This is a genomic window from Muricoccus nepalensis (assembly GCF_006438825.1).
Classification (GTDB): Bacteria; Pseudomonadota; Alphaproteobacteria; order Acetobacterales; family Acetobacteraceae; genus Roseomonas; species Roseomonas nepalensis.
Genome location: NZ_RCZP01000004.1, coordinates 1 through 19,962, shown reverse-complemented (window position 1 = coordinate 19,962; position 19,962 = coordinate 1). Strand labels below are relative to the sequence as shown.

The following is a 19,962-nucleotide window of genomic DNA, read 5'->3' as shown; positions in this document are numbered from 1 at the left end:
CGCAAGGACGCCCCATGGCCGATCCCTCCCCGCGCCCCGTCGCCGCCCTCCGCGCCGAGGTGCTCTCGCACGCGCCGCTGAACGCCGAGTACCGGCACCTCGTGCTGCGCGCCGGCGCCCCGGCCTCCGGCGCGCGGCCGGGGCAGTTCTTCCAGCTCCTCTGCCCGGCGCCGCCCGGCGAGGCGCCCTTCCTGCGGCGGCCAATGAGCCTCTACGGCGCCGATCCCGCGGGGGACACGGTGGAGTTCCTCTACAAGGTGACCGGCGCGGGCACGCGGGGGCTCGCGACCCTGGCGGCGGGGGAGGCGCTCGACATCCTGGGCCCGCTCGGCCACGGCTTCTCGCTCGACCCCGCCTGGCGGTCCGTGGTGGCGGTCGGGCGCGGCGCGGGGCTCGCGACGCTGGCGCCGATCGCGCGGGCGGCGCGGGCGGCGGGTATCGGCGTCACCGCGGTCCTCAGCGCCCGCCGGCCGGAGCTCGTGGTGTCGGAGGACCTGTTCCGGGCGGAGGGCGCCCGCGTGATCACGGTGACGGACCAGGAGGGCACGAGCGGCCCGGCCCATGTCGAGCGCCTGCTGCGCGGCCTGGTCGCGGAGGGGGCGGCGGACGCCTTCCTCACCTGCGGCTCCGCGCGGCTGCTGCGGGTGCAGCAGCGGCTGGGCCGGGAATTCGGCATTCCCGGCCAGGTGGCGCTGGAGCAGCAGATGGCCTGCGGGCTGGGCATGTGTTTCTGTTGCGTGCGCGACTTCAACGAGGATGGCGGCATCGTCCACAAGCGGGTCTGCTGGGACGGCCCGGTCTTCGACATGCGGGAGGCGGTGGCCTGAGGAGGGCGGCATGACCGAGATGAGCGTGCGGATCGGCGACCTCGTGCTCGCCAACCCCGTGATGCCGGCCTCGGGCACCTTCGCCGAGGGGCTGGCGCTCGCCGCCGACCTCGACGCGCTCGGCGCGCTGGTGACCAAGACGATCACGCGGGAGCTCCGCGCCGGCAACCCGCTGCCCCGCGTGGCGGAAACGCCCGGCGGGATGCTGAACGCGATCGGCATCCCCTCCAAGGGCGTGCCCTATTTCCTCGAGCACACGCTGCCGGCGCTGCGGGCCTTCGCGCCGCCGCTCGTGGTGAGCATCTCCGCGCCGACGGCCGAGGGCTTCGCGGCGCTGGCGGCCGAGGTCTCGGTGCCCGGCGTGGCCGCCATCGAGGCGAACATCTCCTGCCCCAACATCGAGGAGGACGGCCGCGCCTTCGCCATGCGGGCGGAATCGACGGAGGCCGTGATCCGACGGCTGCGCGCCGCGACGGCGCTTCCGCTCTGGGCGAAGCTCACGCCCAACACGGGCGACGTGCCGGAGGTCGCCCGCGCCGCCGAGGCCGCGGGGGCGGACGCGCTGGTGGTGGCCAACACCATCCTCGCCATGTCCGTGGACCTCGCCACCTTCCGCCCGCGGCTGGGCAACGTGATGGGCGGGCTCTCGGGCCCCGCGATCAAGCCAATCGTGCTGCGCCAGGTCTACCAGTGCGCCCGCGCCGTCCGCCTGCCCGTCATCGGCTGCGGCGGCATCGCCACGGCCGAGGACGCGGCGGAGTACATGGTGGCCGGCGCCACGGCCGTTCAGGTCGGCACCGCGACCTTCCTCCATCCTGGCGCCATGGAGGCGGTGATCGAGGGCCTCGCCCGCTTCTGCGCCGGGCGCGGCATCGCGCGCGTCGCGGACCTCACCGGCGCCATCCGGCGGGAGGAGGCGGACGAGGCCGAGATCGAGTGGGCGGAGGTTGCGTCCCTGGAGCCCGGGCCGTGAGCGCGACGCTGGCCCCCCCGGCGGGCCGCGCGCTCGCCGAGCGAGTGTTCGAGCGGCTGCGCGAGGCCACGGGCGACGGCGTCGGCATCACGCGGGAGAGCTACGGCGCGGGCGAGTCCCTCGCGCTCGACATCGTGGAAGCCGAGGCCCGCGCCGGGGGGCTGGGGACGCATCGGGACGCCGGCGCCAACCTCGTCGTCACCCTGCCGGGAAGCGATCCCTCCCTGCCGGTCATCGCCTGCGGCTCGCACCTCGATTCCGTGCCCCAGGGCGGGAACTTCGACGGGGCGGCGGGGGTGGTCGCGGGCCTCATGGCGCTCTCGCGCTTCCGGGCGGAGGGCTTCGCGCCGCGGCGGGGCATCGCGCTCTACGCCCTGCGGGGGGAGGAGAGCGCCTGGTTCGGGCGCGCCTACATGGGCTCCGCTGCCCTCTTCGGCCGCCTCTCGGCCGAGGACCTGGCGACGCCCCACGTCGTCACCGGCCGTCCGCTGGCCGACTGCATGCGGGAGGCGGGCGTGGACGTCGGGCGCGTGGCGCGGGGGGAGCGGCTGCTGGACCCCGCCAGCCTCGCCGCCTGGCTCGAGATCCATATCGAGCAGGGGCCGGTGCTCGTCGCGCGCAACCTGCCGGTGGCCATCGTCACGGGCATCCGGGGCAACATCCGCCACCGCGCCATCGAGTGCCTCGGCGAGGCCGGGCATTCCGGCACCATCCCGCGCTGGCTGCGCCACGACGCGGTCTTCGCCACCGCCGAGCTGATCACGCGGCTCGACCGCCACTGGCGGACCCTGCTCGAGCGCGGGCGGGACCTGGTGGTGACCTCCGGCATCATCGGCACGGACCCCGCCGAGCACGCGCTGGCGCGCATCCCCGGCCGGCTGCGCTTCTCCATGGAGGCGCGCAGCCAGAGCATCGAGACGCTGGAGGCCTTCTACGACCTCTTCCTCTCGGAATGCGCGGGGATCGGGGAGGAGCGGGGGGTGGAGTTCCGCCTCGACCGGCGGCTGGACTCCGCGCCCGCCCAAATGGACGAGGGCTGGATCGAGCGGCTGCGCGCGGGGCTGCGCGCCATGGGCCTGCCCGACGAGCCCATCCCGAGCGGCGCCGGCCACGACGCCGCGGTCTTCGCGCAGGCGGGAATCCCGAGCGCGATGATCTTCGTCCGCAACCAGCACGGCTCCCACAACCCCGCGGAGGCCATGGAGATGGAGGACTTCCTCATCGGCGCCGAGCTTCTCGAGCGCAGCCTGCGGGAGGCCGCGGCGTGAGCGGCGCCGCCCTGGCGCGCCTGCTGCTGGAGGGCGGCGCCGTCCGCGTCAGCCACGGCCAGCCCTTCATCCTCGCCGCCGGCTGGGCCAGCCCCGCCTATGTCGACTGCCGGCTGCTGGTGGGCGAGCCCCGCCTGCGCCGGGCCGCGACCGCGCTGGCGGTGGAGGCGGTCCGCGCCGCCTTCGTCGCGCCGCCGGAGGCGATCGCGGGGGCGGAGACCGCCGGCATCCCCTGGGCCGCCTGGATGGCCGAGGCGCTGGACCTGCCGCTCCGCTACGTCCGCAAGCGCCCCTTGGGCATCGGCCGCAACGCCCAGGTGGAGGGCGGGCCGGTCGAGGGGATGCGGGTGCTGCTGGTGGACGACCTGATGACCGACGGCGGCAGCAAGGTCGCCTTCGCCCGCGGGCTTCGCTCGGCGGGGGCGGTGGTGGAGGACGCGCTCTGCCTCTTCCGGCACGGCACCTTTCCGGGCGGCGCCGAGCGGATGGAGAAGCTGGGGCTGAACCTCGTCGCGCTGGCGAGCTGGCGCGACGTCCTGGACGCCGGGGGGGAGGGAGCGCTGCCGGCGGAGGACCGGGCGCTGCTGGAGCGGTTCCTCGCGGACCCGATCGGCTGGTCCGCGGCCCATGGCGGGCGGGCGACGCTGCTGAAGCCCCCGCTCTAGCCCGGGCCGCGCCCGTCATCGCCTGGCCCGGATTGACCCGCCGGGCCGTTCAACCGAAGGAGGCCACGCGTGGACACCATCCGGCTCGGCGGCCTGGAACTGCGGTTCCGGCAGACGAAGGAGGGGACGGGCGGCGCGCTCGGCCTCTTCGAGATGACGATCCAGCCGAACGCCCGGATGCCCGTGCCGCATTACCACGAGAGCTGGGACGAAACGATCCTCGGCCTCTCGGGCGTGACCCGCTGGACGCTGGCGGGCCGCGAGGTCGACCTCGGTCCCGGCGAGTCCCTCTTCATCCCGCGCGGCGCCGTGCACGGCTTCCAGAACAGCACGGAGGAGGCGGCGACCTGCCTCTGCATCCTCACCCCGGGCGTGCTCGGGCCGGGCTATTTCCAGGAACTGGCGGCCCTGGTCGCGGGCGGCGCGCCGGACCCGGCCCGGATGGGCGAGGTCATGCGGCGCCACGGGCTGGTGCCGGTGCCCGGGCCGGCGGCCTGACGGCCGGGGAGGCTGCCCCCGGCTGCGGCGGCGTCCCGGTCAGAGGATCGACTGGCCCGTCTTCTTCCAGTCCGCCAGGAAGCTCTCCAGACCGCGGTCCGTCAGCGGGTGCTTGTAGAGCGACTTGATCACCGAGGGCGGCAGGGTGGCGACGTGCGCGCCCATCTTCGCGGCCTGGATGAGGTGGATGGGGTGGCGGATGGAGGCGACCAGCACCTCGGTCCGGATCGCGTCGTAGTTCTTGTAGATCTGCACGGTGTCCGCGATCAGCGTCATGCCGTCCTGGCCGATATCGTCCAGCCGCCCGACGAAGGGGGAGATGTAGGTGGCGCCGGCCTTGGCCGCGAGCAGCGCCTGGGCCGCGGAGAAGCAGAGGGTCACGTTGACCATGACCCCGTTGTTCACCATATGTTTGCATGCGCGCAGCCCCGCCTCGGTCAGCGGCAGCTTGATGACGACGTTCCCCGCGATGCGCCCGAGGTGCTCGCCCTCGCGCATCATGCCGTCGTAATCGGTGGCGGTGACCTCGGCGGAGACGGGGCCGGGGGTGATGTCGCAGATCTCCTTGATCACCTCGGCCATCGGGCGGCCGGACTTGGCGATCAGGGAGGGGTTGGTGGTGACGCCGTCGAGCAGCCCGCTCTCGGCGAGGGCGCGGATCTCGGAGACTTCGGCGGTGTCCACGAAGAATTTCATGATACGGGTCCTGGGTGCCGCGGGCGGCGTTTCACGGTCGTCGAGGGCGGATCAATAGCGATGACCGGGGTGGAGTCCAGCAGCAAGGGTGCAACTCCCGATGGCGGATTGTTCGGGGACGGCCTTGTCGCCGCCCCGCCCGCCACCGCGAAGGGCAAGCGGCGCGCGGCGCCGGCCGGGCCGCCGTCCCGCCGCGTGCGCGTGCTGCTGCCCATTCCGCTCGATGGCGCGGGGGGCGGCGCCTACGACTACCGCGTGCCGGTCGGCACCCCGCTGCCGGAGCCGGGCAGCTTTGTCGCGGTCCCGCTGGGGGGGCGGGAGCTGCTGGGCGTGGTCTGGGACGGCGAGCCCGACGCGGGGCTGGCCGAGGGGCGGCTGAGGGACATCCTCGGCGTGCTGCCCGCGCCGCCCATGAGGGAGAGCCTGCGCCGCTTCGTCGAGTGGGTCTCGGCCTATACCCTCGCGCCGCCGGGCGCGGTGCTGCGCATGGCCATGTCCGTGCCCGCCGCGCTGGAGCCGGCGGGGCAGCAGGCGGGGTGGAAGCTCTCGGCCGCGGGCGAGCTCGCCCAGGGCGGCGCGCCCGGCTACCGCCTGACCCCCCAGCGCCGCCGCGTGCTGGACGTGATGGAGCCCGGCGAGCCCCGCGCCGGCGCCGACATCGCCGACGAGGCCGAGGTCTCGACCGGCGTGCTGCGCGGCCTGGCCGACCAGGGGCTGATCGAGCCCGCCCTCCTCCCGCGCCCCCGCAGCTTCGCGCGGCCGGACCCGGACCATCCCGGCCCGTCCCTCGCGGAGGAGCAGGAGACGGCGGCGGCGGGGCTGCGCGCCTCCGTTGCCACGCGCGCCTTCGGCGTGACGCTGCTGGCGGGTGTCACCGGCTCGGGCAAGACGGAGGTCTACCTGGACGCCGTGGCCGAGTGCCTGCGGCAGGGGCGACAGGCACTGGTGCTGCTGCCGGAGATCGCGCTCTCCTCCCAATGGCTGGACCGCTTCAAGGAGCGCTTCGGCTGCGCCCCCGCCATCTGGCACTCCGAGCTCTCCGGCCGCCTGCGCCGCGCCACCTGGCGGGCCGTGGCCGACGGGGAGGCGCCGGTGCTGGTGGGCGCCCGCAGCGCCCTCTTCCTGCCCTTCCCGGACCTCGGCCTCATCATCGTCGACGAGGAGCACGAGACCGCCTTCAAGCAGGAGGACGGCGTCATCTACCACGCCCGCGACATGGCCGTGGTGCGGGCGCGCATGGCGGGCGCCACCTGCGTCCTCGTGTCCGCGACACCGAGCCTGGAGACGCTGACCAACGCGGAGCAGGGCCGCTACGCCGCCCAGAACCTGCCACGCCGCCATGGCAGCGCCGGGCTGCCGGAGGTGACGGTGCTGGACCTGCGCAAGGTCCCGCCCGAGCGCGGCCGCTTCATCTCGCCGCCCCTGATCGAGGCGATCACCGAGACCCTGGCGCGGGGGGAGCAGGCGATGCTGTTCCTCAACCGCCGCGGCTACGCGCCGATGACACTCTGCCGCGCCTGCGGCCACCGCATCCGCTGCCCGAACTGCACGGCCTGGCTGGTGGAGCACCGCGCGCAGCGGCGGCTGCAGTGCCACCACTGCGGCCATGCCGAGCCCATTCCTCCGCACTGCCCGGAATGCGGCGCCGAGGGCAGCCTGACGGCCATCGGGCCAGGCGTGGAGCGGGTGCAGGAGGAGGCCTCCGTCCTCTTCCCCGACGCGCGGCGCCTCGTCATGGCCTCCGACACCATCCCCGGCCCCGCCGCGGCGGCCGAGGCCGCGCGGATGATCCAGGACCGGGAGGTGGACCTCCTCATCGGCACGCAGATCGTCGCCAAGGGCTGGCACTTCGCGCACCTGACGCTCGTGGGCGTCGTGGACGCCGACCTCGGCCTCGCGGGCGGGGACCTGCGGGCGGCGGAGCGGACGGTGCAGCTTCTCCACCAGGTCTCCGGCCGCGCCGGCCGTGCGGAAAGCCCCGGGCGGGTGCTGCTGCAATCCTGGAACCCCGACCACCCCGTCATGCAGGCGCTCGTCTCCGGCAACCTCGAGGCCTTCATGGCGGAGGAGGCGGAGGCGCGGCGCCCCGGCGGCTGGCCGCCCTTCGGGCGCCTTGCGGCGCTGATCGTCAGCTCGGAGGACGAGCGCGCGGCGGACCGCGTGGCGCGCGACCTCGGCCTCGCGGCGCCGGGCGGGGAGGGGGTGCAGGTCCTCGGCCCGGCCCCCGCGCCGCTGTCGATGCTGCGCGGCCGGCACCGGCGCCGGCTGCTACTGAAGGCGCGGCGGGACGTGGCGGTGCAGCCGCTGCTGCGGGAGTGGCTGTCGCGGGTGGAGGTGCCCAACGCCGTGCGCGTGCAGGTGGACGTGGATCCCGTCAGCTTCCTTTAAGTGATCGCCGACCCCGCGGAACCCCCTTCGCCGCGCCGCGCGCCGCTCCTAGCCTGAGGGGAGGAAGGCCCACGGCCGGCCTGTGTGGAAGATCGAAAGGGTGACCGATGCGGTTTCTGACGAAGGGCCTGCTCCTCGGCCTGCTGGCCCTGCCTGCCCTGGCCCTGCCGGCCGGGGCGCAGATGCCCCAGGGGGGGACTCCGGGCGGTGGCCAGGGCGGGACGCAGGGATCGCCCTACGGGACGCCGGGCAACGCGCCCGGCGGCCAGCCGGGGCAGGCCGTCCGCCCGGCGCCCCCGCCGCCCCGCACGCTCGGCCCGCCGGCACCGGGGCAGGCGGCCATCGACCTCAACCTCGCCACCGTCGAGGAACTGCAGCTCCTGCCGGGCATCGGTCCCTCGCGGGCGGCCGCCATCGTCACCCACCGGCCCTACCGCTCAGCGGAGGAGGTGGTCTCGAAGGCGAGCGTGCCCGCCTCCGTGATCAGCGACCTGCGGGGCCGCATCACGACTGTCCAAGTGAACGTCAACACGGCGACGAAGCGGGACATGGTGAGCACGCTGCCCGGGATCGGCGACGCGCGGGCCGACGCCATCATCCGGGGCCGGCCCTACGCGCGGCCGGAGGAACTCGTGAGCAAGGGCGGGGTGCCTCAGGCCGCCTTCGACCGCATCCGCCCGGCGATCACGCTTCGTTGATGTGAGTCGTTGATGGGGCGCCGCTGGGCCTGACCGGCGGGCGCCTCAGCCCTGCCGCGGCAGGTCCTCGACGGCGTTGCGGGCCTCCGACACGCCCGAGCCCTCGATCGCCTCCTCGACCGCGTCCGCCTGATCGACGAAGCCGGGGAGGGGGGAGCGAAGGGCGGGGTCGGTGACCTCCCCGTCCTTCAGCCCCTCGTCCAGCTCCGACCCGCGCCCGGTCCCGGGCTGGAGACCGGGCTTCCAGCCCGGACCCTCGCGGGCCTCATCGCCTTCCGGCCGCCCGGGCCCGACGCGCGCGCCCATGGGATCAGGGCTTGCCGCCGGCGGTCGTGCCGGGCTGGCCCTGCCCCTGATCGGCGGCCTTCGCCGTGTCCTTGCCGCTGGGCGAGATGAAGCCCGTGGCGCCGGTCTTGGGGGCGGGGTCGGAGGCCGGAAAGGTGTCCTCGACGCCCTTGTCCACCTTGGCGTCGGCGGTGGCGCCGGGCCTGAGGTCGGACACCCAGTCGCCGGTTTCCTTGTCCTGCTTCTGGTCCGTGCGGTCCTTGTCCATCGCTGGCTCCTCCTGTCGAGGCTCTCGTGTGGGCCGGGATCGCGCCGCGACCCGCGGCGTTACCGGTCCAGCATAGAGCGCGGCAGACCCGCCCAAGGTTCCATCGGCGCCCTCCTTCGGCGGCTTCCCCTGGCCGGTCGGCGTCCCCATAGAAGGGCGGCGCGGCGCGCATGGCGCGGGCGCAGGGCGGTTGCCGCCCCGCATTGCACCGTGTTAAGGGGCGCGCGCCGACGCCCGGGGGATTCCCCGGGGCCTTCGCGCAGGCCCGCTACGCCTCCCCGGGACGGGACCGCAACGGGCCGCCGGGTCTTCACCAACCCTCGAACGGGATTGCCAGTGGCCTCCGAAGCAGCCGCCAACGTCCAGACTTCCGCGCCGCAGATCGGCGGTGCGGCCCAGCGCTACGCGCTCGCCCTGCTGGACCTGGCCAAGGACAAGAAGACGGTGGACGCCGTCGCGACCGACGTCGAGAACCTCGCGACCCTCGCCCGCGACGATCCCGGCTTCCGCGCCTTCATCGCCGACCCGCGCCTGGACGCCGTGGCCCAGCGCAACGCCACCTTCTCCGTGCTCGACCGCGCGGGCGTCTCGGGCGACGTGCGCAACCTCCTCGGCGTGATGATCGCCAACCGGCGCCTCGCCATCCTGCCGCAGGTGCTGTCGGCCTTCGACACGCTGCTCGCCGAGCAGCGTGGCCAGCAGGCGGCGGAGGTGATCACCGCCCACCCGCTGAGCAACACCCAGCGCACCCAGATCGCCGCCCGCCTCACCGAGGCCGGGTACTCGAACGTCCGCCTGTCCGAGACAGTGGACCCGTCCATCCTGGGCGGCCTGATCGTCAAGATCGGGTCCCGCCTCTACGACACATCCATCAAGTCCAGGCTCCAGCGCCTGAGCTACGCCATGAAGGGGGCCGCCTGACCATGGACATTCGTCCCGCAGAGATTTCGGACATCCTGAAGCAGCAGATCGCTGGCTTCGACACCGACGCCAACGTGGCCGAGGTGGGCACCGTGCTGACGGTCGGCGACGGCATCGCCCGTTGCTACGGCCTGCAGAACGTCATGGCCGGCGAGATGGTGGAGTTCCCCTCCGCCGGCGTGCGCGGCATGGCGCTGAACCTCGAGAGCGACAACGTCGGCGTCGTGATCTTCGGCGACGACACGCGCATCCGCGAGGGCGACACGGTCTCCCGCACGGGCACCATCGTGGACGTGCCGGTGGGCCGCGGCCTGCTCGGCCGCGTGGTCGACGGCCTGGGCAACCCGATCGACGGCAAGGGCCCGCTGGTCGACGTGACGCGGAGCCGCGTCGAGGTGAAGGCGCCGGGGATCATTCCCCGCAAGTCCGTGCACGAGCCGATGCAGACCGGCATCAAGGCGATCGACAGCCTGATCCCGATCGGCCGCGGCCAGCGCGAGCTGGTGATCGGCGACCGTCAGACCGGCAAGACCGCCGTCATCATCGACACGATCCTCAACCAGAAGACGATCAACGCCGGCACCGACGAGAGCAAGAAGCTCTATTGCATTTACGTCGCGATCGGCCAGAAGCGCTCCACCGTCGCCCAGCTCGTCCGCACCCTCGAGGAGCGCGGCGCGATGGAGTACTCCATCGTCGTGGCGGCCACGGCCTCCGACCCCGCGCCCATGCAGTTCCTCGCGCCCTACACGGGCTGCACCATGGGCGAGTACTTCCGCGACAACGGCATGCACGCGGTCATCTTCTACGACGACCTCTCCAAGCAGGCCGTCGCCTACCGCCAGATGTCCCTCCTGCTGCGCCGCCCGCCGGGCCGCGAGGCCTATCCGGGCGACGTCTTCTACCTGCACTCCCGCCTGCTCGAGCGCGCGGCGAAGATGGGCGAGGAGGCCGGCCTCGGCTCGCTGACCGCGCTTCCCGTGATCGAGACGCAGGCGGGCGACGTGTCCGCCTATATCCCGACGAACGTGATCTCGATCACCGACGGGCAGATCTTCCTCGAGACCGAGCTGTTCTTCCGCGGCATCCGCCCGGCCGTGAACGTCGGCCTCTCAGTGTCCCGCGTCGGCTCCGCCGCCCAGATCAAGGCGATGAAGCAGGTCGCCGGCAAGATCAAGCTCGAGCTGGCGCAGTACCGCGAGATGGCGGCCTTCGCGCAGTTCGCCTCCGACCTCGACGCCTCCACCCAGGCGCTGCTCGCCCGCGGCGCGCGGCTGACCGAGCTGCTGAAGCAGCCCCAGTACGCACCGGTGCCGGTCGAGGAGCAGGTGGTGTCGATCTTCGCCGGCACGCGCGGCTACCTGGACAAGGTGCCCGTGAACCAGGTGGGCGAGTTCGAGCGCCGCATGCTGGGCGAGCTGAAGGCGGCCAAGCCGGAGATCCTGGAGAGCATCCGCACCAGCGGCCAGATCACGGGCGAAAACGACAAGGCCCTAGCCGGCTTCCTCGACGGCTTCGCCAAGTCCTTCGGCTGACCCGGGAGTAGCGGAGCACCCCCATGGCCAGCCTCAAGGACCTGCGCGGTCGCATCAACAGCGTGAAGTCGACCCGCAAGATCACGCAGGCGATGAAGATGGTCGCCGCCGCCAAGCTGCGCCGTGCCCAGGCGCAGGCCGAGGCGGCGCGGCCCTACGCCCAGCGGATGGAGCGCATGCTCGCCTCCCTGGGCGCGGCCGTGGTGGGCAGCCCCGACGCGCCGAGGATGCTCATCGGCACGGGGCGCGACCAGGTCCACCTCCTGATCGTCGTCACCGCCGAGCGCGGGCTCTCGGGCGCCTTCAACACGAATGCCGGCCGCTTCGCGCGCGCCCGCATCCGCGCGCTGGAGGCCGAGGGCAAGACGGTGAAGCTGCTGACCGTGGGCCGCAAGGGCGCGACCTACCTCAAGCGCGAGTTCGCCAGCCGCGTGGTGGGCGAGATCAGCTACGCCAACGTCAAGCGCATCGGCTTCGAGCAGGCCGACGAGATCGCCACCCGCATCACCGCGATGCTCGAGGCGGGCGAGTTCGACGTCTGCTCGCTGGTCTACAACCGCTTCCAGAGCGTCATCAGCCAGGTGGCGAGCGAGCAGCGCCTGATCCCGGCGCCGCTTCCCGCGAACGACCCCGGCACGGCCGAGGGTTCCCAGGCGCTCTACGAGTACGAGCCGGGCGAGGAAGAGCTTCTCTCGGCGCTGCTGCCGAAGAACCTCGCCATCCAGATCTACCGCGCGCTGCTGGAAAGCGCGGCCGGCTTCTACGGAAGCCAGATGACCGCGATGGACAACGCCACCCGCAACGCCGGCGACATGATCAACAGGCTGACGCTCAACTACAACCGCACGCGACAGGCCAACATCACCCGGGAGCTGATCGAGATCATCTCCGGTGCCGAGGCTGTCTGAAGGAACCAATGCCATGAAGAACAACGTCGGCAAGGTCACCCAGGTGCTCGGCGCCGTGGTGGACGTGCAGTTCCCCGCCGAGCTGCCGCAGATCCTCAACGCGCTCACCACCCAGATCGGCGACCGCACCCTCGTGCTCGAGGTCGCGCAGCACCTCGGCGAGCGCACCGTGCGCGCCATCGCCATGGACACCACGGACGGCCTCGTCCGCGGCTCCGAGGTGGTGGACCAGGGCAAGGGCATCTCCGTGCCCGTCGGCGAGGGCACGCTTGGCCGCATCGTGAACGTCATCGGCGAGCCGATCGACGAGCGCGGCCCCGTCCCGCACGACAAGACCTACACGATCCACCGCGCCGCCCCCTCCTTCGAGGACCAGTCGACGAGTGCCGAGGTTCTCGTCACCGGCATCAAGGTGATCGACCTCCTCGCGCCCTACTCCAAGGGCGGCAAGATCGGCCTCTTCGGCGGCGCCGGCGTCGGCAAGACGGTGACGATCCAGGAGCTGATCAACAACATCGCCAAGGGCCATGGCGGCGTGTCGGTCTTCGCCGGTGTCGGCGAGCGCACGCGCGAGGGCAACGACCTCTACCACGAGATGATCGACGCCGGCGTCATCAAGCTCGGCGAGAGCGACACCGCCGGCTCGAAGGTCGCGCTCGTCTACGGCCAGATGAACGAGCCGCCGGGCGCCCGCGCCCGCGTCGCCCTCTCGGGTCTCTCGATGGCGGAGTACTTCCGCGACGAGCAGGGCCAGGACGTGCTCTTCTTCATCGACAACATCTTCCGCTTCACCCAGGCGGGCGCCGAGGTGTCGGCGCTGCTGGGCCGCATCCCCTCCGCGGTGGGCTACCAGCCGACGCTGGCTACCGACATGGGCGCGCTGCAGGAGCGGATCACCTCGACCAAGAAGGGCTCGATCACCTCGGTGCAGGCGATCTACGTCCCCGCGGACGACCTGACCGACCCGGCGCCGGCCACCTCCTTCGCGCACCTTGACGCGACGACGGTGCTCAACCGCTCCATCGCCGAGCTCGGCATCTTCCCCGCCGTGGACCCGCTGGACTCCACCTCCCGCGCCCTCGACCCGCGCGTGGTGGGCGAGGAGCACTACCGCGTGGCCCGCGAGACGCAGCGCATCCTGCAGACCTACAAGTCGCTGCAGGACATCATCGCGATCCTGGGCATGGACGAGCTGTCCGAGGAGGACAAGCTGGTCGTGGCGCGCGCGCGCAAGATCCAGCGCTTCCTCTCCCAGCCCTTCCACGTGGCCGAGGTCTTCACGGGCACGCCGGGCGTCTTCGTGAAGCTCGAGGACACGATCCGCTCCTTCGCGGGCATCGTGGCCGGCGACTACGACCACCTCCCCGAGGCCGCCTTCTACATGGTCGGCACCATCGAGGAGGCCGTGAAGAAGGCCGACACCCTCAAGGTCTCGGCCTGATCCCATGGCCACCTTCGACCTCGAGCTGGTGAGCCCGGAGCGCCTGCTCCTCTCGCGCCCCGTCGAGATGGCGGTCATCCCGGCCTATGAGGGCGAGATGGGCGTGCTGCCCGGCCACGCGCCGATGATCGTCGCCCTCCGGGGCGGCGTCATCCGCGTGACCGAGGGCGGGCGCGAGACGGAGAGCCTGTTCATCATGGGTGGCTTCGCCGAGATCACGCCGGGCCGCGTGACGGTGCTGGCGGACGAGGCGACGCCGCTCGCCTCGCTCTCCCGCACCACGGCCGCGCAGCGCGTGACGGAGGCGGAGGCCGCGCTGGCCGCCGCCGCCAACGACGCCCCGGAGATCCGGGATCGCGCGAGCGACCGGCTGATGGCCGCCCGCGCGATGCAGGACGCCGCCCAGGCGGCCTAGCGGAGCCCGCGGACGAAGCGGCGGATTTCCTAGCCCAACTTGTCGTCCGCGGTGCCCACCGCGAAAATTTCCGAGGCATGGTTTGCCCGCGCATCCGGATGGTGCGCGGGCATTTTCCGTTCCGCCAGCCGGCGCCCACCGCCATGTCCGGAGGAAGCCGCTGCCGAGGATCAGCCCGTCGATCCTTGGCTCCACCGCGGGCCAACGGAGGAGGGACGCGCCGGCGAGCGCGGCCGGCGTCCGATAAGATGCCCGCGGGGCTTGAAAGCGGCCCCCCCGGACCGGCAAATGGGACCGCACGCCCTTCCCTTGCGCGAGGCCACCGATCGATGAAGCACTGGACCCTCGACCAGATCGCCTGGGACGCCTTCGACCCCTCGAAGGTCGATCCCGGCATCCTGTCGCTCGTGAAGGCCGCGGCGCTCGTCGAGAAGAACGGGGTGGACTACGCGATCTACCTCAACAACGTCTTCACCGGCGATCCCGACTTCCGCCAGGCCGCCGACAACTGGGCGGTGGAGGAGGTCCAGCACGGCGACGCCCTCGGCCGCTGGGCGGAGATGGCCGATCCCGGCTGGTCCTTCGACGAGGCCTTCGCCCGCTACCGCGCCGGCTACAAGATCGACGTGAAGGCCGACGCCTCCATCCGCGGCTCGCGCACAGGGGAGCTGATCGCGCGCTGCATGGTGGAGACGGGCACCTCCTCCTACTACACGGCGCTCGGCGAGAGCACGGAGGAGCCGGTCCTCCGCCAGGTCTGCCGCCTGATCGCGGCCGACGAGTACCGGCACTTCAAGCTCTTCTACGACCACATGAAGCGCTACCTCGCGCGGGAGAAGCTCTCCTTCCCGCAGCGCCTGCGGGTCGCGGCCGGGCGGATCGGCGAGTCCGAGGACGACGAGCTCGCCTTCGCCTATCACTGCGGCAACGAGCCGGCGACTCTGCCCTACGACCACGACCGCTGCATGCGCGGCTACATGGGGCGGTCGATGTCCTACTACCGATTCCGCCACATCGAGCGCGGCATGGGCATGATCTTCAAGTCCATCGGGCTGGAGCCGCGCGGGCGCCTCTCGGACCTCGCGGCCAAGGGCGCCTGGAAGCTGCTGCAGTGGCGCCGGAGCAAGTACGCCCAGGCCGCGGGCGCCGCGAACGAGAACGCCCCGGCCCGCCGCGCCGCCTGAGCGTGCCGCCGGTCTTCCGACGCCCTTTCCTCGGCGCGGGGCTCGGCGCGGCCCTGGCGGGGCGCGCCCGCGCGCAGCCGGCACCGGAGGCCGGGCTGCACGCGATCGCGCGCGCGAAGGGCTTCACCTTCGGCGCGGCGGTGCAGGGCGGGCTTCTCGCCACGGACCCGTCCTACGCCGCCGCCTTCGAGCGGGAGGCCGGGCTGCTGGTGCCGGAGTTCGAGGCCAAGTGGTCCGTCCTGCAGCCGCGGGAGGGCGCCTTCGACTTCGCCCTCCTCGACGCCATCCTCGACTGGGGCACGCCGCGCGGCCGCCCCACCCGCGGGCACGCGCTCGTCTGGCACGAGGCCTTCCCCGCCTGGGCGCGGGAGGCGGTCGCGGAGGGGCCGGCCCGCGCGCGCGCCGTCATGGCCGCCCACGTCGCGCGCGTCCTCGCCACCACCCGGCTGCGGATCCGCGACTGGGACGTGGTGAACGAGGCCGTGGCCGACGCGCCCGGCAGCGACACGCCCCAGGCCGAGGGGGAACTGCGCGACACGCCCTTCCTCCGCGCCCTCGGTCCCTCCTACATCGACACGGCCTTCCGCCTGGCCCGCGAGCAGGACCCCACGCTTCGTCTCGTGCTGAACGAGTACGGCGTGGAGGAGGACACGCCCTGGGCCGAGGAGAAGCGGCGCCGCCTGCTCTCGCTCGTCCGCGGCATGGTCCGGCGCCGGGTGCCGATCGACGCGGTCGGCATCCAGGCGCACCTGCAGATGCTCCGCCCCTTCAGCGTCCCGGTCTTCACGGGCTTCGTGGGCGCGCTGCGGGCGGAGGGCCTCTCGGTGATCGTCACGGAGCTCGACATCCGCGAGGGCCCGGCCGTGCCGGAGGACGAGCCGGCGCGGGACCAGCTGGTGGCCGAGCGCGCCGCCGCCTTCCTGGAGGCGGCCATCGCGGGCGGGGTGCGGACCTTCCTCACCTGGGGCCTGGTGGACCGGTACTCCTGGCTCGTCACCGAGCCGGCGGTCGCGCGGCGCGACGGCAAGCGGCACCGCGGCCTGCCGCTGGATGGCGACTACAACCGCAAGGCGATGTGGCGCGCCATGGCCCGCGCCTTCGCGAATGCCTGATCAGGCGCCGGGCACCGCGTAGGGCGCGAAGTCCCGCGCGAGCCGCTCGTAGATCGGGCGGCGGAAGGCCACGGCGAGGGCCGGCAGCTCGGCCAGCGGCGCCCAGCGCCAGGCGTCGAACTCCCGGTGCGCGTCGGCGTCGAGCCGGATCTCGGCGTCCTCGCCGAGGAAGCGCAGCGCGAACCACATCTGCGTCTGCCCCCGGAAGCGGCCCCCGAGCGCCTTGCCGACGAGATGGGCCGGCAGGTCGTAGTCGAGCCACTCCCCCATCCGGCCTATCACCCGGGCGTTGCGCGTGCCGATCTCCTCGGACAGCTCGCGCAGCACGGCCGCCTCCGGGTCCTCGCCGGGGTCAAGCCCGCCCTGGGGAAGCTGCCAGGCGCCCGCGGCCGCCTCGCCCGCCGGCTGGTCGGCGCGGCGGGCGACGAGGACGAGGCCGTCGCGGTTGAACAGGCAGGCGCCGACATTCGGGCGCAACGGCAGCGGGCTCATCCTAGCGGGGGATCTCCTCGGGGCGTCGGATGAGGGCGGTGACAGGGGCCATGACCACGCCCCGCGCCTCCAGCCCGGCCGCCCAGGCGGCGACGCGGTCCACCAGCACGGGCGAGACGTCGGCGGCCAGGCCCAGCGCCGAGCCCTTCTCCCGCGCCAGCCGCTCGAGGTCGGCCAGGCGTCGGTCGATCTCGCCGCGGGTGGCGGGCTCGTCCACCACCACGTCCACGCTCCGGCCCCAGGCGCGGCCGGGAGAGGGGGCGCCCGGGCGGGGGTCGATGTAGAGGAGCCCCCGCTCCCGCAGCACGTCCTGCACGCCGCCGATCGATTCGGGCAACGCCGCAAAGCGCTCCCCCCGCATGGGGCCGAGGGCGCCGATGGCCCCCACCTGCCCGCCGATGCGCGACATGATCCAGGCGAGGCGATCGCCGTTCTCCGAGGCCGGCAGGGTGGTCAGCAGCGCGCGGTCGCCGGGGTCGTTGGCGGGGTAGTTGGCGGGCTCCATCGGGATGGCCGTTAGCACCTCCATGCCGCGCAGGCGGGCGCGCTCCAGCAGGGGGTCGGGGCGGGGCGCGTAGGGGGAGAAGGCAAGGCCAGTCGCCGGCGGCAGGCGCCCGATCGCCTCCTCGGAGAGCGAGGCGGAGAGGCCGAGGTTGCCCACCACCAGCGCCACGCGCGGGCGGGTCTCGCCGCGGTCGAAGGGGCGGCCATAGGCGCGGATGGAGGTGCGGCCCTCCGGCCCGAGCTTCGGCACGGGGCCGTAGCGCGAGGGCTCCTGCAGGGCGGGGTCTGGAAGCGGGATGGGACGGTCGGGCGGCGCCTCGGCGCGGCGGGCGGCGCTGGGCAGGGGCGGGGGCTCCGGCGCGCTGGGCAGGGCCACCAGGGCTGCCGCGTCGGGCGCGGCCGGCGGCTCCGCCGGGCGGGCCGCGGGGGGCTCGGCAGTCGGGGTGGCCGGTGCCGGCGGCGCGGCCTCGGCACGCGCGGCGGGGGGCTCGGGAGCGGGTTCCGGGGCGGGCGCCGGCGCTTCCGCCGTGGCGGCGGACGGCTCGGGCGCGCGCACCAGGCCGGGCGGGATGCCGCCCTCCGGCGGCCCCAGTCCGTGCAGGACGGCGGCGCCCGCGCCGAGCAGGGCCAGCACGGCCAGCCAGAAGACGCCGAGTGCCCTCATGCGTGGCCTACGGCGTCCCCCCATCCCCCATGGGTGCGCTCAGCGGCTGGCGCGGCGCTGCGGCGGGTTGGCCGCGATGGTCCGCAGCAGCCCGACCGCCTGCTGGAGCTGGTGGTCGGTCTCGGGCTTCGTCGGGTCGAAGGCGGGGGCGCCCTCGGCCGGCAGGCGCTGCACGCGGTCCACCGCGCCGGCCGGCAGGTTCAGCGGCGGCAGGGGCGCGGGCGGGCGGGCGTTCACGCCGGTCGCCGCGCCGGCGGTGCCACCGTTGTCGTTGCGCAGCGCCCGCCGCAGGTCGGCCTCCCGGTCGCGCTCGCGGTTCTGGACGGCGTCCTCGCGCTGGGCGAGCACCTCGATGTCGGGCTCGATGCCCGTCGCCTGGATGGAGCGGCCCGACGGCGTGTAGTAGCGCGCCGTGGTCAGCCGGATGGCGCCGTTGCCCGGCAGCGGCATGACGGTCTGCACCGAGCCCTTGCCGAAGCTCTTGACCCCCATGACGATCGCGCGCCGGTGGTCCTGCAGCGCCCCCGCCACGATCTCGGAGGCGGAGGCCGAGCCGGCGTTGACCAGCACGACGACCGGCAGCCCCTGGGCGATGTCGCCCGCGCGCGCGTTCCAGCGCTGCGCGTCCTCGGGGCGGCGGGCGCGGGTGGAGACGATCTCGCCCTGGTCGAGGAAGTCGTCCGAGACCTGGATGGCCTGGTCGAGCAGGCCGCCGGGGTTGTTGCGGAGGTCGAGCACGAGGCCCTTCAGCCCGTCCCGCGACTGCGTCCGCAGGTTGGCGAGCGCCCGGCGCAGGCCGACCTCGGTCTGCTCGTTGAAGGAGGTGAGGCGGATATAGGCGACGTCGCCGCCCTCCAGCCGCGCGCGGACCACCTGCGGGCGGATCACGTCGCGGGTGAGGGAGATCTCGATCGGGGTGGCCGTGCCCTCGCGGCGGATGGTCAGGCGGATGCTGCTGCCGCGCTCGCCCCGCATCTGGTCCACCGCCTCCTGCAGGGTCAGGCCCTGGGTGGTGGTGTTGTTGATGTGGGTGATGAGGTCGCCGGGCTTCACGCCGGCCCGCGCCGCGGGGGTCTCGTCGATCGGCGAGATCACCTTCACGTAGCCCGCCTCCTGGCTGACCTCGATCCCGAGGCCGCCGAACTCGCCGCGGGTCTGGACCTGCATGTCCCGGAAGCTGCGGAGGTTCATGTAGGAGGAGTGGGGGTCGAGGCCCTGGAGCATCCCGTTGATCGCGTTCTCGATCACGTCGCGGTCGTTGACGGGCTCCACGTACTCGGCGCGCACGCGCTCGAAGACATCGCCGAAGAGGTTCAGCAGGCGGTAGGTCTCGGCCCGGGACCCGTCCTGGGCCCAGGCCGCGACCACGGGGCCGATCACCACGCCCGCGGTGAAGGCGGCGGCGACCGGGCCCAGGATCCGCAGGCGCGTCCGCTTCGCCGGCGCGGGTCCTTGCGGAGCCGGTCCTTGCGGGGCCAGTCCTTGCGGAACCGGTGGCGTGTCCGACGGTCCGGCAGCATTTTGCATCGGTCAGACACCCTTTCTGCCGCGGCGCGCCGCGGCGGCTCCTTCATATTGCCGCGGGGCGCCTTGCCCAACGGTTACCGACCCGTCCCCGATCCCGGCATGCGCCGGGGCCGGGGTCCTAGCCGCGGCTCGTCCAGTTCCCAGGGTCCACCGGCTGGCCGGCGCGCCGCAATTCAAGGTAGAGCGACGCGCGGCCCCCGCCAGATCCCCCGGGGTTACCAAGTGTTCCCACCGCCTCGCCCGCCAGAACGCGCTGCCCGGGCTCCGCGTCCAGCCGGTCGAGACCGGCCAGGACGAAATGGTATCCGCCGCCGCAATCGACAATCAACATCCGTCCGTAGGAACGGAACGGCCCGGCGAAGACGACCCGGCCGCCGCAGGGGCTGACCACCCGCGCGCCGGGGCTCGCGGACCAGGTCTGGCCGTTCGCGCCGCCCTCGCCGAAGTCGCGCTGGACCGTGCCGGCGACGGGGGCGGAGCGGGTGGGGCGGGTGGTCGTCGCGGCCTCGCGGGCCCGCTCGCGGGCGTCCTCCAGGCTGGCCCGCGCGCGCTCGGCGGCCCGGTCGGCCTCGCGCAGGTCGCGGGCGGCGCGCTCCTGGGCAGCCCTGTCCTGGGCGGCGCGCTCGCGCTGCGCCGCGTCCCGGGCGCCCGCCTCGCGGGCACGGGCGGCGCGGGCGGCCTCGCGCGCCTCGG

At 73.7% G+C, this 19,962-nt stretch carries 21 protein-coding genes; 14 read left to right on the top strand and 7 right to left on the bottom strand.

All coding sequences use genetic code 11. From position 1 onward, the window contains the following. Positions 1 to 14 precede the first annotated feature (14 nt). The 5 genes from EAH89_RS06470 to EAH89_RS06450 all read left to right on the top strand — a co-directional run bounded on the left by EAH89_RS06470 (position 15) and on the right by EAH89_RS06450 (position 4,231). Entirely contained in the window at positions 15 to 827 is an 813-nt protein-coding gene (locus EAH89_RS06470; RefSeq protein WP_140881985.1) for a dihydroorotate dehydrogenase electron transfer subunit, read from the top strand. A gap of 10 nt (positions 828 to 837) precedes the next feature. Next, positions 838 to 1,800, top strand: coding sequence for a dihydroorotate dehydrogenase (locus tag EAH89_RS06465; RefSeq protein ID WP_140881984.1), 963 nt, complete (start codon positions 838 to 840; stop codon positions 1,798 to 1,800). Next, positions 1,797 to 3,068 (top strand): Zn-dependent hydrolase, encoded by a 1,272-nt coding sequence (locus EAH89_RS06460; protein ID WP_241666887.1) that lies wholly within the window; start codon positions 1,797 to 1,799, stop codon positions 3,066 to 3,068. The genes EAH89_RS06465 and EAH89_RS06460 overlap by 4 nt, the downstream gene beginning before the upstream one ends. After that, complete coding sequence (locus EAH89_RS06455) at positions 3,065 to 3,733, top strand: orotate phosphoribosyltransferase (RefSeq protein ID WP_140881983.1); 669 nt, start codon at positions 3,065 to 3,067, stop codon at positions 3,731 to 3,733. The genes EAH89_RS06460 and EAH89_RS06455 overlap by 4 nt, the downstream gene beginning before the upstream one ends. A gap of 69 nt (positions 3,734 to 3,802) precedes the next feature. Next, a complete protein-coding gene (locus EAH89_RS06450; protein WP_241666886.1) occupies positions 3,803 to 4,231 on the top strand; it encodes a cupin domain-containing protein in 429 nt (142 codons plus the stop codon). Positions 4,232 to 4,270: 39 nt separating this feature from the next. On the opposite strand, the gene fsa is transcribed toward EAH89_RS06450, so the two are convergent. Further along, positions 4,271 to 4,927, bottom strand: a complete 657-nt coding sequence (fsa, locus tag EAH89_RS06445; protein WP_140881982.1) for a fructose-6-phosphate aldolase — start codon at positions 4,925 to 4,927, stop codon at positions 4,271 to 4,273. A 60-nt stretch (positions 4,928 to 4,987) separates the two neighbouring features. Here fsa and EAH89_RS06440 point away from each other — a divergent pair, with 60 nt between their 5' ends. After that, complete coding sequence (locus EAH89_RS06440; protein ID WP_206667473.1) at positions 4,988 to 7,315, top strand: primosomal protein N'; 2,328 nt, start codon at positions 4,988 to 4,990, stop codon at positions 7,313 to 7,315. A 107-nt stretch (positions 7,316 to 7,422) separates the two neighbouring features. After that, positions 7,423 to 8,013 carry a ComEA family DNA-binding protein gene (locus tag EAH89_RS33010; protein ID WP_140881981.1) on the top strand — a complete coding sequence of 197 codons (591 nt, stop codon included), beginning with the start codon at positions 7,423 to 7,425 and terminating at the stop codon, positions 8,011 to 8,013. 45 nt (positions 8,014 to 8,058) lie between these two features. Here EAH89_RS33010 and EAH89_RS06430 read toward each other — a convergent pair whose 3' ends face one another. Both EAH89_RS06430 and EAH89_RS06425 read right to left on the bottom strand, forming a co-directional pair. Beyond that, entirely contained in the window at positions 8,059 to 8,319 is a 261-nt protein-coding gene (locus EAH89_RS06430; protein ID WP_140881980.1) for a hypothetical protein, read from the bottom strand. 4 nt (positions 8,320 to 8,323) lie between these two features. Beyond that, positions 8,324 to 8,566: a hypothetical protein gene (locus EAH89_RS06425; RefSeq protein ID WP_140881979.1), complete on the bottom strand. Its 243-nt coding sequence runs from the start codon at positions 8,564 to 8,566 to the stop codon at positions 8,324 to 8,326. A 336-nt stretch (positions 8,567 to 8,902) separates the two neighbouring features. Between EAH89_RS06425 and EAH89_RS06420 the strand changes: the two genes are divergently transcribed. From EAH89_RS06420 to EAH89_RS06390, 7 genes are all read left to right on the top strand, one after another. Beyond that, positions 8,903 to 9,487 carry a F0F1 ATP synthase subunit delta gene (locus EAH89_RS06420; protein WP_140881978.1) on the top strand — a complete coding sequence of 195 codons (585 nt, stop codon included), beginning with the start codon at positions 8,903 to 8,905 and terminating at the stop codon, positions 9,485 to 9,487. 2 nt (positions 9,488 to 9,489) lie between these two features. Then, complete coding sequence (atpA, locus tag EAH89_RS06415) at positions 9,490 to 11,022, top strand: F0F1 ATP synthase subunit alpha (RefSeq protein WP_140881977.1); 1,533 nt, start codon at positions 9,490 to 9,492, stop codon at positions 11,020 to 11,022. Positions 11,023 to 11,045: 23 nt separating this feature from the next. Next, positions 11,046 to 11,930, top strand: a complete 885-nt coding sequence (locus EAH89_RS06410) for a F0F1 ATP synthase subunit gamma (RefSeq protein WP_140881976.1) — start codon at positions 11,046 to 11,048, stop codon at positions 11,928 to 11,930. A 13-nt stretch (positions 11,931 to 11,943) separates the two neighbouring features. Further along, entirely contained in the window at positions 11,944 to 13,371 is a 1,428-nt protein-coding gene (atpD, locus tag EAH89_RS06405; RefSeq protein WP_140881975.1) for a F0F1 ATP synthase subunit beta, read from the top strand. Between the two features lie 4 nt (positions 13,372 to 13,375). Next, positions 13,376 to 13,786 (top strand): ATP synthase F1 subunit epsilon, encoded by a 411-nt coding sequence (gene atpC / locus EAH89_RS06400; protein WP_140881974.1) that lies wholly within the window; start codon positions 13,376 to 13,378, stop codon positions 13,784 to 13,786. Positions 13,787 to 14,115: 329 nt separating this feature from the next. After that, a complete protein-coding gene (locus tag EAH89_RS06395; RefSeq protein WP_140881973.1) occupies positions 14,116 to 14,970 on the top strand; it encodes a ferritin-like domain-containing protein in 855 nt (284 codons plus the stop codon). 2 nt (positions 14,971 to 14,972) lie between these two features. Continuing rightward, entirely contained in the window at positions 14,973 to 16,082 is a 1,110-nt protein-coding gene (locus tag EAH89_RS06390; protein WP_241666885.1) for an endo-1,4-beta-xylanase, read from the top strand. Here EAH89_RS06390 and EAH89_RS06385 read toward each other — a convergent pair whose 3' ends face one another. The 4 genes from EAH89_RS06385 to EAH89_RS06370 form a co-directional block, all read right to left on the bottom strand. After that, positions 16,083 to 16,574 carry an RNA pyrophosphohydrolase gene (locus tag EAH89_RS06385; RefSeq protein ID WP_140881972.1) on the bottom strand — a complete coding sequence of 164 codons (492 nt, stop codon included), beginning with the start codon at positions 16,572 to 16,574 and terminating at the stop codon, positions 16,083 to 16,085. 1 nt (position 16,575) lies between these two features. Continuing rightward, positions 16,576 to 17,742, bottom strand: a complete 1,167-nt coding sequence (locus EAH89_RS06380) for a divergent polysaccharide deacetylase family protein (RefSeq protein WP_140881971.1) — start codon at positions 17,740 to 17,742, stop codon at positions 16,576 to 16,578. A 39-nt stretch (positions 17,743 to 17,781) separates the two neighbouring features. After that, a complete protein-coding gene (locus EAH89_RS06375; RefSeq protein ID WP_140881970.1) occupies positions 17,782 to 19,269 on the bottom strand; it encodes a S41 family peptidase in 1,488 nt (495 codons plus the stop codon). Between the two features lie 118 nt (positions 19,270 to 19,387). Then, positions 19,388 to 19,962: murein hydrolase activator EnvC family protein (locus EAH89_RS06370; protein ID WP_140881969.1), on the bottom strand; the 575-nt coding region annotated here is incomplete at its 5' end.